This window comes from Streptomyces sp. NPDC052496, assembly GCF_040679095.1.
Taxonomy (GTDB): Bacteria; Actinomycetota; Actinomycetes; order Streptomycetales; family Streptomycetaceae; genus Streptomyces.
The window spans coordinates 197,686-212,402 of sequence record NZ_JBFAUH010000018.1 but is presented as its reverse complement, the minus strand read 5'-3'; the positions used below and the strand labels follow the sequence as shown (position 1 = coordinate 212,402).

Annotated in this window: 16 protein-coding genes and 1 pseudogene; 13 read left to right on the top strand and 4 right to left on the bottom strand. The window is 73.8% G+C overall.

All coding sequences use genetic code 11. From position 1 onward, the window contains the following. Positions 1–280 precede the first annotated feature (280 nt). The 5 genes and pseudogenes from AB0L45_RS24400 to AB0L45_RS24380 all read left to right on the top strand — a co-directional run. Positions 281–1,168, top strand: coding sequence for a segregation/condensation protein A (locus tag AB0L45_RS24400; protein ID WP_365843275.1), 888 nt, complete (start codon positions 281–283; stop codon positions 1,166–1,168). Next, positions 1,161–1,838 (top strand): SMC-Scp complex subunit ScpB, encoded by a 678-nt coding sequence (gene scpB, locus AB0L45_RS24395; protein ID WP_365843273.1) that lies wholly within the window; start codon positions 1,161–1,163, stop codon positions 1,836–1,838. Before AB0L45_RS24400 ends, scpB begins: the two co-directional genes overlap by 8 nt. After that, complete coding sequence (locus AB0L45_RS24390; RefSeq protein ID WP_365843271.1) at positions 1,838–3,013, top strand: pseudouridine synthase; 1,176 nt, start codon at positions 1,838–1,840, stop codon at positions 3,011–3,013. Before scpB ends, AB0L45_RS24390 begins: the two co-directional genes overlap by 1 nt. Positions 3,014–3,099: 86 nt before the next feature. Continuing rightward, positions 3,100–4,116, top strand: a complete 1,017-nt coding sequence (locus AB0L45_RS24385; protein WP_365843269.1) for an ADP-ribosylglycohydrolase family protein — start codon at positions 3,100–3,102, stop codon at positions 4,114–4,116. An 86-nt stretch (positions 4,117–4,202) separates the two neighbouring features. After that, positions 4,203–4,575: pseudogene (locus AB0L45_RS24380) on the top strand (nucleotidyltransferase domain-containing protein); the annotation flags it as partial. On the opposite strand, the gene AB0L45_RS24375 reads toward AB0L45_RS24380, so the two are convergent. Then, complete coding sequence (locus AB0L45_RS24375; protein WP_365843267.1) at positions 4,528–5,256, bottom strand: nucleotidyltransferase domain-containing protein; 729 nt, start codon at positions 5,254–5,256, stop codon at positions 4,528–4,530. The pseudogene AB0L45_RS24380 and the gene AB0L45_RS24375 sit on opposite strands and share 48 nt — an antisense overlap. Positions 5,257–5,396: 140 nt before the next feature. Here AB0L45_RS24375 and AB0L45_RS24370 point away from each other — a divergent pair, with 140 nt between their 5' ends. The 6 genes from AB0L45_RS24370 (at position 5,397) to der (ending at position 10,529) form a co-directional block, all read left to right on the top strand. Further along, positions 5,397–5,849, top strand: a complete 453-nt coding sequence (locus AB0L45_RS24370) for a YidB family protein (protein ID WP_365843265.1) — start codon at positions 5,397–5,399, stop codon at positions 5,847–5,849. Positions 5,850–6,015: 166 nt separating this feature from the next. Then, entirely contained in the window at positions 6,016–6,378 is a 363-nt protein-coding gene (gene aroH, locus AB0L45_RS24365; RefSeq protein WP_365843263.1) for a chorismate mutase, read from the top strand. Continuing rightward, on the top strand, positions 6,375–7,460 hold the full coding sequence (locus AB0L45_RS24360; RefSeq protein WP_365843261.1) for a prephenate dehydrogenase: 1,086 nt from the start codon (positions 6,375–6,377) through the stop codon (positions 7,458–7,460). Before aroH ends, AB0L45_RS24360 begins: the two co-directional genes overlap by 4 nt. A gap of 146 nt (positions 7,461–7,606) precedes the next feature. Continuing rightward, positions 7,607–8,320 carry a (d)CMP kinase gene (gene cmk / locus AB0L45_RS24355; protein ID WP_365843259.1) on the top strand — a complete coding sequence of 238 codons (714 nt, stop codon included), beginning with the start codon at positions 7,607–7,609 and terminating at the stop codon, positions 8,318–8,320. An 89-nt stretch (positions 8,321–8,409) separates the two neighbouring features. Further along, on the top strand, positions 8,410–8,997 hold the full coding sequence (locus AB0L45_RS24350) for a lysophospholipid acyltransferase family protein (RefSeq protein ID WP_365843289.1): 588 nt from the start codon (positions 8,410–8,412) through the stop codon (positions 8,995–8,997). A 71-nt stretch (positions 8,998–9,068) separates the two neighbouring features. After that, complete coding sequence (gene der, locus AB0L45_RS24345) at positions 9,069–10,529, top strand: ribosome biogenesis GTPase Der (RefSeq protein WP_365843257.1); 1,461 nt, start codon at positions 9,069–9,071, stop codon at positions 10,527–10,529. A gap of 94 nt (positions 10,530–10,623) precedes the next feature. Here the strand turns inward: der and AB0L45_RS24340 are convergent, their stop codons facing one another. Both AB0L45_RS24340 and AB0L45_RS24335 read right to left on the bottom strand, forming a co-directional pair. Continuing rightward, a complete protein-coding gene (locus AB0L45_RS24340; protein WP_365843255.1) occupies positions 10,624–10,935 on the bottom strand; it encodes a hypothetical protein in 312 nt (103 codons plus the stop codon). Between the two features lie 313 nt (positions 10,936–11,248). Next, on the bottom strand, positions 11,249–12,070 hold the full coding sequence (locus tag AB0L45_RS24335; RefSeq protein ID WP_365843253.1) for a hypothetical protein: 822 nt from the start codon (positions 12,068–12,070) through the stop codon (positions 11,249–11,251). Positions 12,071–12,667: 597 nt separating this feature from the next. Between AB0L45_RS24335 and AB0L45_RS24330 the strand changes: the two genes are divergently transcribed. Further along, positions 12,668–13,330 (top strand): transglycosylase family protein, encoded by a 663-nt coding sequence (locus AB0L45_RS24330; RefSeq protein ID WP_365843251.1) that lies wholly within the window; start codon positions 12,668–12,670, stop codon positions 13,328–13,330. Positions 13,331–13,477: 147 nt separating this feature from the next. Then, a complete protein-coding gene (locus tag AB0L45_RS24325; protein ID WP_365843249.1) occupies positions 13,478–13,960 on the top strand; it encodes a transglycosylase family protein in 483 nt (160 codons plus the stop codon). Positions 13,961–13,975: 15 nt separating this feature from the next. Here AB0L45_RS24325 and AB0L45_RS24320 read toward each other — a convergent pair whose 3' ends face one another. After that, the gene (locus AB0L45_RS24320) at positions 13,976–14,674 is read right to left on the bottom strand and encodes an ATP-binding cassette domain-containing protein (protein ID WP_365843247.1); all 699 of its coding nucleotides are present in this window, start codon (positions 14,672–14,674) and stop codon (positions 13,976–13,978) included. Positions 14,675–14,717 lie beyond the last annotated feature (43 nt).

Below are 14,717 nucleotides of genomic sequence, written 5' to 3'. Positions count from 1 at the left end.
CTGGGTGGTTGTGGGTTTGTTTATCGCGCGGGGGATGCTTCGGGGGGTCGGTGGTGTGACCCCTGTGTGGCCCCGAGCCCCCCCACCACCGGACCCATCGCGCACACGGCGCACCCCCACAAGGCCCCCACACCCCCACACCAGGCCGGCGCACCCACAAGCCCGTCCGGCGATTGAGGACGACAGAAACCCCAGCCACAACGACGAAGCGCGCCGCGAAATTCGCTGGCCCCGTGGGCGGCTACGCTTTGGGGGACCTGTTGCTGCTGTCTGGAACGAGATGACCGTCACCGAAGAGCATGCCCCGTCGACCGCGGACGGTGAGGCCGGTGACGGCAGGTTCACGGTTCGGCTGGAGAACTTCGAGGGGCCGTTCGATCTGCTGCTTCAGCTGATCTCCAAGCACAAGATGGACGTCACCGAGGTCGCGCTGTCCAAGGTGACGGACGAGTTCATGGCGTACATCCGGGCCATGGGGCCGGACTGGGACCTGGACCAGACCACGGAGTTCCTGGTCGTGGCGGCGACGCTGCTCGACCTGAAGGCGGCGCGGCTGCTGCCCGCGGCCGAGGTGGAGGACGAGGCGGACCTCGCGCTGCTGGAGGCGCGGGACCTGTTGTTCGCGCGGCTGCTCCAGTACCGGGCGTACAAGCGCATCGCGGACCTCTTCAGTGAGCGCCTGGAGGACGAGGGCCGCCGCTACCCCCGTACGGTCGGACTGGAGCCGCAGCACGCGGAACTGCTGCCCGAGGTCGCCCTCAGCATCGGCGCGGAAGGCTTCGCCCGGCTCGCGGTGAAGGCGATGCAGCCCAAGGCCAGGCCGCAGGTGTACGTGGATCACATCCACGCGCCGCTGGTGAGCGTCAGGGAGCAGGCGGAGGTGCTGGTGGCGCGGTTGCGCGCGGCCGGTACGGCCGCATTCGCGGAGCTGACGGAGGACGCGCCGGACACGCTGACCGTCGTCGCCCGTTTCCTCGCGCTGCTGGAGCTGTACCGGGAGCGCGTGGTGGAGCTGGACCAGGAGCAGGCGCTGGGCGCGCTGACGGTCCGGTGGACGGGCGGTGCGGAGGCCGAGCCGGTCGTGACGGACGAGTTCGACCGGGAGCCGGAGCAGCGGGACGCGCGGGCCGGCGCGAGCGAGGAGAGAGGGCGGAGCCGGGGTGAGTGACGTGCAGCAGGAGAACGCGGACGGGGGCGCGCCGGATGCGGGGAACGCCCCGGCAGGGGCGCTCGGCGTCGCGGACCTGGAGCTGCGGCCGGCGCTGGAGGCGGTGCTGATGGTCGTGGACGAGCCCGCGACCGAGGAGCACCTGGCCAGGGTGCTGGAGCGGCCCCGCCGGGAGGTGGCGCTGGCGCTGCGGGAGCTGTCGGAGGAGTACACCCGGCAGGGGCGGGGCTTCGACCTGCGGCTGGTGGCCGGTGGGTGGCGTTTCTACACGCGGCCGGCGTACGCGGACGCCGTGGAGAGTTTCGTCCTGGACGGCCAGCAGGCCCGGCTGACGCAGGCCGCATTGGAGACTCTGGCCGTGGTCGCGTACCGTCAGCCGGTCAGCCGTTCCCGGGTCTCGGCCGTACGCGGGGTGAACTGTGACGGTGTGATGCGCACCCTTCTCCAGCGCGGTCTGGTGGAGGAGACGGGGACGGAACCTGAAACAGGTGCGATCCTGTACAGGACGACGAACTACTTTCTGGAGCGGATGGGCCTGCGCGGCCTGGACGAGCTCCCGGAGCTCGCTCCCTTCCTCCCGGAGGCGGAGGCGGTCGAGGGCGATTCCCGGGAAGGTGTTCCGTCGTTCGACGTAGACGACAGCGGCGACGACTCTCAGACGGATCATTGATGCGAAGCAGCGGCAGGAACAACAGGGACGCCGGTAGGGGCAACTACCGGGGTGCGGGCAACAAGAAGGACGAGAAGCAGCAGCGCGCCGGCCGGCCCCGTCCCGAGGAGCGCCGCTACGACGTGGGCGAGGGCGGGCCGGGCCGCGGCGAGGGCCGGGGCGGCTCCGGCGGCCAGGGCGGACGCGGCGGCTCCGGCGGTCCCGGCGGCCGTGGTGGCGCCCCGGACCGCGGTGAAGAGCGCAGGGGCCGCGGCGCGGCCGCCCGCGGCGGCGCCAAGGGCGGTCCCCGTACGAGCCCGAAGAGCGGCGGCAAGCCCGGGGGCAAGGGGCAGCAGCAGCGTGGCCGGGGGCAGGCCCCGGCGCGGCCGCGTGAGTACGACGCGCAGGTGGAGGAGCGTAACCGCGCCCGTCACAGCAAGCCGCAGATCAAGACTCCGAAGACGTTCGGTGACCAGGAGGGCGAGCGCCTGCAGAAGGTGCTGGCCCGGGCGGGCATGGGTTCGCGCCGTGCGTGCGAGGAGCTGATCGACCAGGCGCGGGTCGAGGTCAACGGGCGGATCGTCACCGAGCAGGGTGTGCGGGTCGACCCGGAGAAGGACGAGGTCAAGGTGGACGGCCTGACGGTCGCCACCCAGTCGTACCTCTTCTTCGCGCTGAACAAGCCGGCCGGTGTCGTCTCGACGATGGAGGACCCGGACGGGCGGCAGTGCCTGGGCGACTACGTGACGAACCGCGAGACGCGGCTGTTCCACGTGGGCCGGCTGGACACGGAGACCGAGGGCATCATCCTGCTCACCAACCACGGCGAGCTGGCCCACCGGCTGACCCACCCGCGGTACGGCGTGAAGAAGACCTACCTGGCCGCGATCCAGGGGCCGCTGCCGCGTGACCTGGGCAAGCAGCTCAAGGACGGCATCCAGCTGGAGGACGGTTACGCGCGCGCCGACCACTTCCGGGTGGTGGAGAACACCGGCAAGAACTACCTGGTCGAGGTGTCCCTGCACGAGGGCCGCAAGCACATCGTGCGCCGGATGCTGGCCGAGGCGGGCTTCCCGGTGGACAAGCTGGTGCGGACCGCGTTCGGGCCGATCGCGCTGGGTGACCAGAAGTCCGGCTGGTTGCGGCGGATGACGAACACCGAGGTCGGCATGTTGATGCGCGAGGTGGAGCTGTAGGCACCGCGTACAGGGCACTACGTGCCTTGTCAGGTGGCGGGACCACCCCTTATTGTCACTGTGACGATTAAGGGGTGGTTCTTCTCATGGCATCCGCCGCGACCGGATCGCTCATCGGGCTGGCGCTCGGTGACGCGCTCGGGTCTCCGACCGAGTTCATCGACGTGCCGGCGATCGAGGCCAGGTACGGCCCGTGGCGGGAGATGGCGCTGCCCGACCCCGCGTACGTCACCGACGACACGCAGATGACGATCGCCCTCGGGCGCGGCCTGCGCACGGCCACGGCGGCCGCGGGCGGCGTCGGCGGCCTGGACGCCGCGCACCTGCTCCCGCCCGTACGGCGGAACTACGTCGAGTGGTGGCGCTCCCCGGACAACAACCGGGCGCCCGGCAACACCTGCCTCACCGCCTGTCGGCTGCTCAGCGACGACGGTCTTCCGTGGACCGAGGCCGGCCGCATCGATTCCAAGGGGTGCGGCGCGAACATGCGGGTGGCGCCCGTGGGGCTGCTGCCGGGGCTGACCCCGGAGCAGCGCTCCGGCGCCGCACAGCTCCAGTCCGCGCTCACCCACGGGCACCCCACCGCGCTCGCCGCCGGCGACCTGACGGCGTACGCCGTGCACCTGCTGGCAACGGGGGCCCGGCCGGACGAGCTGACCGGGCTGCTGCGGTCGTACGCGGTACAGAGCCGCACCGTCTACCGCGGCGACTGGCTCGGTGAGCTGTGGCGGCGCGCCCAGGACCCGTCCCCCGAGCACTTCATCGCCCGCGGGTGGGACGACTGCCTCGGCGTACTGGACCGGCTGGACGCGGCGCTGGCCGTGCCCGACCCGGAGGCCGACCCGTGCCGGGCCACCGGCGCCGGCTGGATCGCGGAAGAAGCGCTCGCCACCGGTCTGTTGTGCTTCCTGCTCTTCCCGGACGAGCCGCTGACCGCGCTGCGCCGGGCCGCCTGCTCCTCCGGCGACTCCGACTCCCTCGCCTGTCTTGCCGGCGCCTTCGCGGGCGCCCGCCTGGGCGCCGGGGCGTGGCCCGGGGAGTGGGTGGACCGGATCGAGTACCGCGACCAGCTGGTGGGCCTGGGAAAGGTGTGGGATGTGTGACACGGCGCGGGAAGGCGCCGCGCTGCGGGCGGCCGGCTGCCCGACCTGGACCTGAGTGGGGTGACGGCGGGGAGGGCGACCCGCTGGGCTTCGCGGACACGCGGTGGCGCCTGTCCGAGAAGAGCGGGGAGCTGAAGCCGCTGCTCTGCACGCTGCTGGGCGCTGCTGACCGGGATTCACCTGATGGGCAGTGGTGAGGTGCGGGCGCACCTGCCGACGCTGACCGGGCTGGTGACGGCGCCTTCGTACGTACCGGAGCTGTTCGCGGCCAAGGCCGGGGCCGAGCACGGGTCCGCCGCCGAGCTGGTCGACGCGGCGCGGCTGCGGGCCGACGTGGCGGAGCCGCACGGCCGGCTGGACGCGGCGCAGGCCGCCGCCGCGCTGCCGGGCGCGCCCGGTGGGTCCGACGCGCTACACGAGCTGGTCGTACGGGCCCGGCTCGGCGCAGCGGAGCGCTGAGGCGCGCCGGGCGCGGTACAGGAAGTCCTCGACGCGGCGGTGGTCGGGCTCGGGCGGCAGCGGGGAGCCGGGCTCGGCCGCCGCGGCCTGTTCGGTCAGTACGGCCATCCGGCGCTCGACCTCGGCCCAGGGCACCTCGCCGCGCCGGACGGCGAGCAGCTCCTCGCGCGCCTCGCCGACGTCCAGCGTCAGCACGCCCGTACGCAGCAGGTCACGGGCGGAACGCAGCAGCCGCAGCAGGTGCATCGCGTGCTTCCAGCGGGGCGCGCCGTGCTGCCGTACGTCCGCCTCCAGCTTCTTGAACTGGCCGGCCGCGTAGCCGGTGAAGGTGCGGTGCGCGGAGCGGGAGAGGAACGCGTCGCGCAGCGCGAGCAGTTCCCGGCCGGTGGCGTCGATGTGCTCGACGAGGGGGGAGTGCAGGCACTCCAGGATGGTGGGGTTGGCGCGCAGCGCCAGTTCGCAGAAGCGTTCCAGCTCCCAGGAGAACTCCTCCTCGCGCGGCCCCTCCACATGCGTCGGCGGCTTCTCGAAGCGCCAGAACAGCGGGGTGGGCGCGAGGTAGACGCCGCGCCGGTCGGTGTCGCTGGCCTCGGTGGCCAGTCCGAAGGCGCGCGAGCCCGTCACGCAGGCGTACACGGTGTGGCCGGTGACCAGGGCGTGGCCTTCGGCTGAGGTCGGCATGGAGGGGATTGTGGCTGGTGGGAGGGGGCGGCGCCAGTCGGTTTCGGGTGGCGGAAACCCGGCGCGTCGGTACGTTGGAATGACGTCACTCGTCGCGCGGGCCTCATCGACAACGCCGGAATTCGCGGAAGGGCACGGACATGACGGGATCACCAGACCTCAGGAGACCGACAGGCGGGCTGCCCGGCGGCGGCCGGGGCGGCGCGGCCGGAAACCTCGTCGGATCGCTGCTGGGAGCGCTCGGCGGCACCGGCCCCGGAGGCCACGGCAGCGGTCCCGGCGGCCACGGCGGCGGCATCCAGGCGGTGCTCGGCAAGCTCCTCCAGGGAGAGCTCGGACGGCAGGCGCACTCATGGGTGGGGCACGGGGCCAACGAACCGGTCACCCCCGAGCAGGTCGCCCAGGCGCTGCCCGGCGAGACCCTCCAGCGGATCGCCGACGAGCACGGGGTCAGCGCCCAGGAGGCGGCACGGCAGCTCGCGCACACCCTGCCGCAGGCCGTGGACCGGCTGACCCCCGACGGCCGGATACCGCAGGACCCCGCGCTCCAGGCCCTCGTCGCCCGCCCGCACCGGACCGCCGGACGGCGCTGAAACCGGCCTCCGTACGCGGCCCCACGTCTCGTACACCGACCGGCCCGTGTCTCGCGGACCGGTCGGCGTCGTGTTCCGGTCCTGGACCTGGCTAGGCTGACGGGGAGAAAACGGCGGCCGGCGCGGGGCGCGTGCCGGCCGTACAGGGACTTCGGGGAGCGGTGACGTGGCGGTACGAGCGGTACGCGGGGCCGTGCAGCTGGAGCGGGACGAGGCCGGGCACATGCACGAGCAGGTGTCCGCGCTGCTGACGGCCGTCCTGGAGCGCAACGAGCTGGCCCCGGACGACCTGATCAGCGTGTGGTTCACCGCCACCCCCGACCTGCACAGCGACTTCCCCGCGGTCGCCGCGCGGCAGCTGGGCATCACCGACGTCCCGCTGATCTGCGCGCAGGAACTGGACATCGCCGGCGCCATGCCGCGCGTGGTGCGCGTCCTCGCGCACGTCGAGACCGACCGCAGCAAGGCCGAGGTCGCGCACGTCTACCTCGGTGCCGCCGGGGCCCTGCGGAAGGACATCGCCCAGTGAGGACCGCGCTCGTCATCGGCACCGGCCTGATCGGCACCTCGGTCGCCCTCGCGCTGCACGCCCGCGGCGTCCAGGTGTACCTGGCCGACCACGACCCGGCGCAGGCCGAGACCGCCGCCGCGCTCGGTGCCGGCACCGCCGAGGAGCCGCCCGGCCCGGTCGACCTGGCCGTGGTGGCCGTACCGCCCGCCCACGTCGCGCCGACGCTGGCCGCGGCCATCCGGCGCGGCGCCGCCCGCGCCTACCTCGACGTCGCCAGCGTCAAGGGCGGCCCGCGCCGCGAGCTGGAGGCGATGGGCTGCGACCTGACCGCGTACCTCGGCACCCACCCGATGGCGGGCAAGGAACGTTCCGGACCGCTCGCCGCCACCGCCGACCTCTTCGAGGGCCGGCCCTGGGTGCTGACCCCGGCCGAGGGCGGCGACACCGAGGTGCTCAACCTGGCGCTGGAGCTGGTCGCGCTGTGCCGCGCGGTGCCCGTCGTCATGGAGGCGGACGCCCACGACCGGGCCGTGGCCCTGGTCTCGCACACGCCCCAGCTGGTCTCCAGCCTGGTCGCCGCCCGCCTGCAGAGCGCGGACGAGACCGCCGTACGGCTGTGCGGCCAGGGGATCAGGGACGTGACACGGATCGCCGCGTCCGCGCCCCGGATGTGGATGGACATCCTCTCCGCCAACCCGGGCCCGGTCGCGGACGTGCTCAGCGAGGTCTCGGCCGACCTGGAACAGACCGTACGGGCGCTGCGCGCGCTGGAGGCCGCCGACGAGGACGAGCGCGCCAAGGGCGCACGCGGCGTCGAGGACGTACTGCTGCGCGGCAACGCGGGCCGCGAGCGGGTGCCGGGCAAGCACGGTGCCGCCCCGGCGGCGTACGAGATCGTCGCGGTGCACATCGGTGACCAGCCCGGCGAGCTGGCCCGCATCTTCTCGGACGCCGGCCGGGCCGCGGTCAACATCGAGGACGTCCGGATCGAGCACGCCACCGGTCAGCAGGCGGGCTTCATCCAGCTCATGGTCGAGCCGCAGAACGCGCCGATACTGGCGGCGGAGCTGCGCGAGCGGGGCTGGTCGATCCGCCAGTAGCCGGGTCCGGGGCCCGGGGCGGGGACCGGGCCCCGGGGCAGGGGCGTACGGGCTGCACGGGGCGCCGCTGCTTGCCAGTAACCTTGTGCGGGGCCCCGCGAGCGGCCCCCCGTCCCGCCCCGTGATCGAGGAAGGTGCCCGACACCGTGGAAACCCCCGCCCGGACCGCCCCGGCCGCAGTGATTGTCGCCATCGACGGCCCCGCAGGCACGGGCAAGTCCAGCACCTCCAAGGCCGTCGCCGCCAAGCTGGGGCTGGGCTACCTGGACACCGGTGCCCAGTACCGCGCGATCACCTGGTGGATGCTGAACAACGGCGTCGACGTGAACGACGCCATCGCCGTGGCGGACGCCTCGGCCAAGCCCGTGATCGTCTCCGGTACCGACCCGGCCGCGCCGACGATCACCGTCGACGGCCTGGACGCCGCGGGGCCGATCCGCACCCAGGAGGTCACCTCGGCCGTCAGCGCCGTCAGCGCCGTCCCCGAGGTGCGCACCCGGATCACCGAGCTCCAGCGGGAGATCGCCGCCGGGGCCCCGGAGGGCATCGTCGTCGAGGGCCGGGACATCGGCAGCACCGTGCTGCCCGACGCCGATCTGAAGATCTTCCTGACCGCGTCGCCGGAGGCCCGCGCGGCCCGCCGCAGCGGCGAGCTGACCGGCAAGGACGCCGCCGACCTGGCGGCCACCCAGGCCGCCTTGGTCAAGCGGGACGCGGCCGACTCCTCCCGCAAGACCTCGCCGCTGGCCAAGGCCGACGACGCGGTCGAGGTGGACACCACCGACCTCACCCTGGAGCAGGTCATCGAGTGCGTGGTCACCCTCACCGAGGCGGCGATGGCCGCGAAGGCGGCGCGGTGACGCAGAGCGCACGGGCCGCGGGCCCGGACGGTGACCGGCTGCCCAGCGCGGCCGGCGCCGCGGTCGGACGGCGGATCGGCATCGGCCTGATGTACGGGCTGTGGAAACCGCGGGTGCTGGGCGCCTGGCGGGTGCCGTCCACCGGCCCGGTGATCCTCGCGGTCAACCACGCACACGGGCTGGACGGCCCGATGCTGATGGGCACCGCGCCGCGGCCGGTGCACTTCCTGATCAAGAAGGAAGCGTTCGTCGGCCCGCTGGACCCGTTCCTGCGCGGCATCGGCCAGCTCAAGGTCGACCGCTCCGGTACCGACCGCAAGGCCGTCACCGACGCGCTGGCCGTGCTGGCGCACGGCGGCGTGCTGGGGATCTTCCCCGAGGGCACCCGGGGCGAGGGCGACTTCGCCTCGCTGCGCGCGGGCCTGGCGTACTTCGCGGTGCGCTCCGGGGCGCCCGTGGTGCCGGTGGCCGTGCTGGGCAGCGCGGAGCGCCGGAGCCGGGCGATAAGGGCGGTGCCGCCGCTGCGCAGCCGCGTCGACGTCGTCTTCGGCGACGCCTTCGAGGCGGGCGACGGCAGCGGCCGGCGCACCCGTACGGCGCTGGACGCGGCGACGACCCGCATACAGGAGCGGCTGACCGCTCACCTTGCCCAGGCCAGGCGCCTGACCGGGCACTGAACGAGACTTGAACGGCGGCCCGCGCACGAGCGGGCAGCCGGACCGATGACGCAGAACGAGGAACGGACTTCATGAACGACCAGAACCCCACCGGCGACGAGCACGGTGCGCTTGGTGACGCCGAGTACACGGAGTTCATGGAGCTCGCCGCGCAGGAAGGCTTCGACCTGGAGGAGGTCGAGGGCGACATCGCCGCGGCCGGGCACGGCCCGCTGCCCGTCCTCGCCGTCGTCGGCCGCCCCAATGTCGGCAAGTCGACTCTGGTGAACCGCATGATCGGTCGCCGCGAGGCGGTCGTCGAGGACAAGCCGGGCGTCACCCGCGACCGGGTCACCTACGAGGCCGACTGGAACGGCCGCCGCTTCAAGGTCGTCGACACCGGTGGCTGGGAGCAGGACGTCCTGGGCATCGACGCCTCGGTGGCGATGCAGGCGGAGTTCGCGATCGAGGCCGCCGACGCGGTGGTCTTCGTCGTGGACGCCAAGGTCGGCGCCACCGACACCGACGAGGCCGTCGTCAAGCTGCTGCGCCGGGCCGGCAAGCCCGTCGTGCTGGTCGCCAACAAGGTGGACGGCCCGTCCGGCGAGGCGGACGCCGCCATGCTGTGGTCGCTGGGCCTCGGCGAGCCGCACCCGGTCTCCGCGCTGCACGGCCGCGGCACCGGCGACATGCTGGACGCCGCCCTCGACGCGCTGCCCGAGGCGCCCGAGCAGACCTTCGGCACCCCGCTCGGCGGGCCGCGCCGGATCGCGCTGATCGGCCGTCCGAACGTCGGCAAGTCCTCGCTGCTGAACAAGCTGGCCGGCGAGGAGCGGGTGGTCGTCAACGAGATGGCGGGCACCACCCGCGACCCGGTCGACGAGCTGATCGAGCTGGGCGGCAAGACCTGGAAGTTCGTGGACACCGCGGGCATCCGCAAGCGCGTCCACCTCCAGGAGGGCGCCGATTACTACGCCTCGCTGCGTACCGCGGCCGCCGTGGAGAAGGCCGAGGTCGCGGTCGTCCTGATCGACGCGAGCGAGTCCATCAGCGTCCAGGACCAGCGGATCATCACGATGGCCGTGGAGGCGGGCCGCGCGCTGGTCATCGCGTACAACAAGTGGGACCAGCTGGACGAGGAGCGCCGCTTCTACCTGGAGCGGGAGATCGAGCGGGACCTCGTGCAGATCCCGTGGGCGATGCGGGTCAACGTCTCGGCGCGTACCGGACGGCACATGGACAAGCTCGTCCCGGCGATCGAGACGGCGCTGGACGGCTGGGAGACCCGTGTTCCCACCGGCCGCCTGAACGCCTTCCTCGGCGAGATCGTCGCCGCCCACCCGCACCCCATCCGGGGCGGCAAGCAGCCGCGCATCCTCTTCGGCACGCAGGCGGGCACCAAGCCGCCGCGCTTCGTGCTCTTCGCCTCCGGCTTCCTGGAGGCGGGCTACCGCCGCTTCGTCGAGCGCCGGCTGCGTGAGGAGTTCGGCTTCGAGGGGACGCCGATCCACATCTCCGTCCGGGTGCGGGAGAAGCGCAGCAAGAAGAAGTAAGAGCCGGTACGACGGTGGCGGGGCGGTTCCCGGAGGGGAGCCGCCCCGCCACCTTTTTCGCGCGGGCGGGTACGTGCGGGAGCGCGTGGGCCGGTCAGTGGCCGTGCGGGCGGTACTCGCGGGGCGCCGGTGGCAGCGCCGGGGGGAAGTGGCCCCGGTGGTGGCCGCCTCCGTGGTGCGGGTGGCCGTGGTACGGCTGGCGGGGGACCGGCTCCCAGTGGCCTGCCGACGGGAGGTGGCCGGTCGCGGTGGTCGTACGGCCCCAGATGCTCCGCATCGCCTCGGCGCTCATCCCTTCCTCGCCGCTCCGGTCCCCCGGCAGCGCCCGGAAGGAACGGCGGTACTCGGCGTACAGCGCGTCGTAGATCGGGGTGGCCGAGGCGGGGGCGGCGTGGGGGGCCGCCATGGTCGCCGTGGTCGCGTCGTGCGACGGGCGCATACCGGGGATCTGGTAGGGATACGGGACGCGGGAGGAGGGGTCGTATGGGTGCACGTCTGTGCCAACGACCCGGATGCTCCCGGGATGCGGTCTCTGCGAAGAATCGGCTGACCGAAGGGGAGCGCGACCGGCTCGTGGCCGGCTCATGACACCGGCTCACGGCCGTTGCGCGGCACGGTACGGCGCCCCGGGACGGCGCGAGGCCGCACCGCGCCGCAACGGCACGGCGCCCCGGTCCCGTACGGGCGGGACCGGGGCGCCGGGAGCGGAAACGCGCCGGTCAGGTGCCCGCCAGCGGCATCGACGCGGCCACCAGCCTGCCCTCGGCGGCGGCCTTCTCCATGGCCTCGCGCATCAGGTCCTCCCGCGGCTGGTGGCCGACGGCGCCCACCGGCGCCGCGTACACCAGGACGGTCCGCGCCTTGCCCGCGGCGGTGCGCCAGCCGTCCGAGACGGGCAGTGGCTGATGCGCCTGCCACCAGGAACTGGGCTGGCCGCCGTCGGTGCCCGGCTGGAGGATGGCGTGCAGCTGCCCGGCGGCCAGCAGCACCGACCAGCCAGGGTTGGGAACGGGCAGTACGGCCATGTCCGTCACCGGGGCGAAGCCGTGCTCCAGCAGGAGCGGGAGGAAGGCGTCGCCCGGTGCGGTGGAGCCGGGGCGGGCGATGGGCCCGGCGGGTTCGACGACGAGCGCGGGCCGCAGGTCGTTCTCGACCAGGACCAGGCCGCAGGTGACACCGAGTGTCGCCTGGCGGTGCTCGCCGGGGAGCGCGGCGAAGGGGGTGGCGGGCGGTGGCCCGGCGGGCGGTGCGGCGGCGTGGCCGTCCTCGCCGGTGATGGAGCGCACCGCGCCCTGGAGCTGTTCCTCGGAGACCGGTACGACCTGCGAGGGGATGCACGACGCGTGGGCGAACGCGAGCACCGCGGTCTCCTCGCCGACGAACAGGACGGTGCTGGTGCGCTCCTGGTCGCTGTCGCCGGGGGTGCGGCAGGAGGTGCAGTCGTAGTTGCCGGGGGCGTTGTCACCGGCCAGCAGGCGTTCGGCTTCTTCGTCACCGATCTCGGCGCGAACGTCGTCACTGACGTCGAGCATGCGCGGCACGGAGGGCTCCTCGGTCGTTGCGCGGGCTGCCGGACGGTCGCCGGCTCGTACCAGGACAACGGGCGATCTGTGGCAGGAGTCACGCGCGGGCGGGTACGGAATCGAACCGTTCGAAGCGGAGCGTGAGATGCGGACCGGAACCGCTCACTCCCTGCCAACCCGTGCTGCGGGCACGGAAGTTGAGTCGGTGAGGTGGGTCACAGATCGCCGGGCCGGCTGGGTGACAAATGCGGAAATCGAGGAATCAAGTGGGTGGCCTGTTTTGGCTGATACCTCCGGTAACGCCCGACTGGCCAGGTAGGACGGCGGTGCGGTTGATAACAGCGCGTGAGCCTCCCTACATTCTCCGGCCGTGTGCACCGAGCACCACCCGGGGACGCCCGCCGTCCGCATCCACGCCGGCCCGCACCACGGCCGGTACGCCACACGGAACACGGCACACCGGCCGTGTCGGGTGGCACCGGATGCACCGCACGCAGCGCACCGAGCACGACCGGCACCACCCCGCGGCGGGCGGGGTGCCGAGGTCCGCGGACGCCAAGGACGCGTCCGCGCCACGGCACCAGGGGGACTCCCGGGGTCGTGGAGAGGGATTCCATGCCTTTTTCGAAGGGCTTCATACGCCGTGACATCGCCGCGCTCGCCGGGGCGGCCCTGGTGGCCCCGCTCGCGCTGGTGGCCGCCACCGCCGGACCGGCACAGGCGGCGGACGGCGGAGTGTGGGACCGCATCGCCCGCTGCGAGAGCGGCGGCAACTGGCGCATCAACACCGGAAACGGTTTCTCGGGCGGCCTGCAGTTCACCCACAGCACCTGGCGCGCGTACGGCGGCACGGCCTACGCGCCGACGGCCGCCGGAGCCAGCCGCGCCCAGCAGATCGCCGTGGCCTCCCGCGTCCAGGCGGCGCAGGGCTGGGGCGCCTGGCCGACCTGCGCCGCACGGGCCGGCGCGTACGGAAGCGCGCCCAAGGCACCGAAGACGTTCCGCTCCGGCCAGAGCAGCGGCAAGCGGCACGTGCACAAGGACGTACGCCGGGACGTCGGCGCCAAGATCGGCAAGAAGGCGCGCGGCACCGGCGGCCACGCCGACCGCGGCCGGGTCCGGGCCGGCAGCGGCGGGTACACGGTGCGGCAGGGCGACACGCTCAGCCGGATCGCCGCCGCGCACAACGTGAGCTGGCGTCAGCTGTACGCCGCCAACCGGGCCGTGGTCGGCGGCGACCCGCACCTGATCGTCCCGGGCCAGCGGCTCACGGTCTGAGCCACGGGGCCGCCGCCCGGTGGACGCGGGCCACGCACGGCCCCGGTACGCCGAACGCCCCACCCGGCCGTCCACCGACCGGGTGGGGCGTCGCGCTGTCCGGCGCGGCGGCGCGGGCGCCCGCCCGCACCTGTTTAGCGTGAACCGATGTCGCATTCTTTTCGGGCGCTGATGCCCAGGCGTCCCGCGAACACCGGACGCCGTGGCGCGGCCGTCCTGTCCCTGGTCCTGTCCCTCGTCCCAGCCGTCGTCCTGCTGTGCGCGCCCGGTGGCGCGCAGGCGCGGGACGTGACACACAACCTGCTGTCCCCGGCGGGCTGCTCCCTCAGCAAGGGGCCGTGGAACTGCATCGCCGAGTGCGAGAGCGGTGGTGACTGGCGCAAGAACACCGGCAACGCGTTCTACGGCGGACTGCAGTTCCGGCAGTCGACCTGGAAGGAGCACGGCGGCCTGGCCTACGCGCCGCGCGCCGACCTGGCCACCCGCAAGCAGCAGATCGCCGTCGCCGAACGGGTGCGGCGCGCCCAGGGCTGGGCCGCCTGGCCGCACTGCGCCAGGCGGTACGGGCTCGGCAAGCGGGACCGGGCGCTGCCCGTGCTCGCCGGCCGGGTGGTGACGCCGAACCTCTGAGCGGCCCGGCGGCGGTCAGGACAGCGGTTCCCGGCCACTGCCTCCGAGCCCGGGGAAGCGGGCCGCCTCGGCCGGTTCACCGGCGAAGGCGACGCTGCCGCGCCGCAGGACGTACGCGACCGTGGCGGCGCGGCACAGGGTGGGCGGCAGCGCCTGCTCGGCGACGAGGACGGTGCGTCCGGCGGCCGCCAGGTCACCGAGCAGTGCGTGCGTACGGGCCGTGACGGCCGGCGACATCCCCTGCGTCGGTTCGTCGAGGAGGAGCAGCCGGGCGGGGCCGGTCAGCGCGCGGGCCACGGCGAGCATCCGCTGCTCGCCGCCGGAGAGGGTGCCAGCGCGGCGGCCGAGCAGCGCGCGCAGCTGCGGGTACGCAGCCAGGGCCGGTCCCACGGCGCCGTCCGGCGCGGCGAGTGCGAGCTGCTCGCCGACGGAGAGCGAGCCGAACACGGCGCCGCGGTCGGGCACCAGGACCAGCCCGCGGCGCGCGCGGGCGTGCGCGGGCAGCCGGGTGATGTCCGTACCGCGCCACATCACACGCCCGGCGGTGAGCGGTACGGTGCCCGCGAGTGCGCGCAGGACGGTGGTACGGCCGGAACCGTTGCGTCCGAGGAGCACGGTGACGCACGCGCCGGGCACGGCCAGGCCGACGCCGTGCAGAGCCTCCAGGGAGCCGTAGCGGACGCGGGCCGCACACAAGGCGGCCTCGATGCTCATGCCGCGGCCCCTGTCTGTCGTGACCGGTTCTCCGTACACCGCC

Bases quoted from the DNA above. Each gene is read 5' to 3' on its own strand.
- AB0L45_RS24400 (WP_365843275.1), top strand. From the start codon at position 281: ATGACCGTCACCGAAGAGCATGCCCCGTCGACCGCGGACGGTGAGGCC.
- AB0L45_RS24390 (WP_365843271.1), top strand. From the start codon at position 1,838: ATGCGAAGCAGCGGCAGGAACAACAGGGACGCCGGTAGGGGCAACTAC.
- AB0L45_RS24385 (WP_365843269.1), top strand. From the start codon at position 3,100: ATGGCATCCGCCGCGACCGGATCGCTCATCGGGCTGGCGCTCGGTGAC.
- AB0L45_RS24375 (WP_365843267.1), bottom strand. From the start codon at position 5,256: ATGCCGACCTCAGCCGAAGGCCACGCCCTGGTCACCGGCCACACCGTG.
- AB0L45_RS24370 (WP_365843265.1), top strand. From the start codon at position 5,397: ATGACGGGATCACCAGACCTCAGGAGACCGACAGGCGGGCTGCCCGGC.
- AB0L45_RS24350 (WP_365843289.1), top strand. From the start codon at position 8,410: ATGTACGGGCTGTGGAAACCGCGGGTGCTGGGCGCCTGGCGGGTGCCG.
- der (WP_365843257.1), top strand. From the start codon at position 9,069: ATGAACGACCAGAACCCCACCGGCGACGAGCACGGTGCGCTTGGTGAC.
- AB0L45_RS24340 (WP_365843255.1), bottom strand. From the start codon at position 10,935: ATGGCGGCCCCCCACGCCGCCCCCGCCTCGGCCACCCCGATCTACGAC.
- AB0L45_RS24330 (WP_365843251.1), top strand. From the start codon at position 12,668: ATGCCTTTTTCGAAGGGCTTCATACGCCGTGACATCGCCGCGCTCGCC.
- AB0L45_RS24325 (WP_365843249.1), top strand. From the start codon at position 13,478: ATGTCGCATTCTTTTCGGGCGCTGATGCCCAGGCGTCCCGCGAACACC.
- AB0L45_RS24320 (WP_365843247.1), bottom strand. From the start codon at position 14,674: ATGAGCATCGAGGCCGCCTTGTGTGCGGCCCGCGTCCGCTACGGCTCC.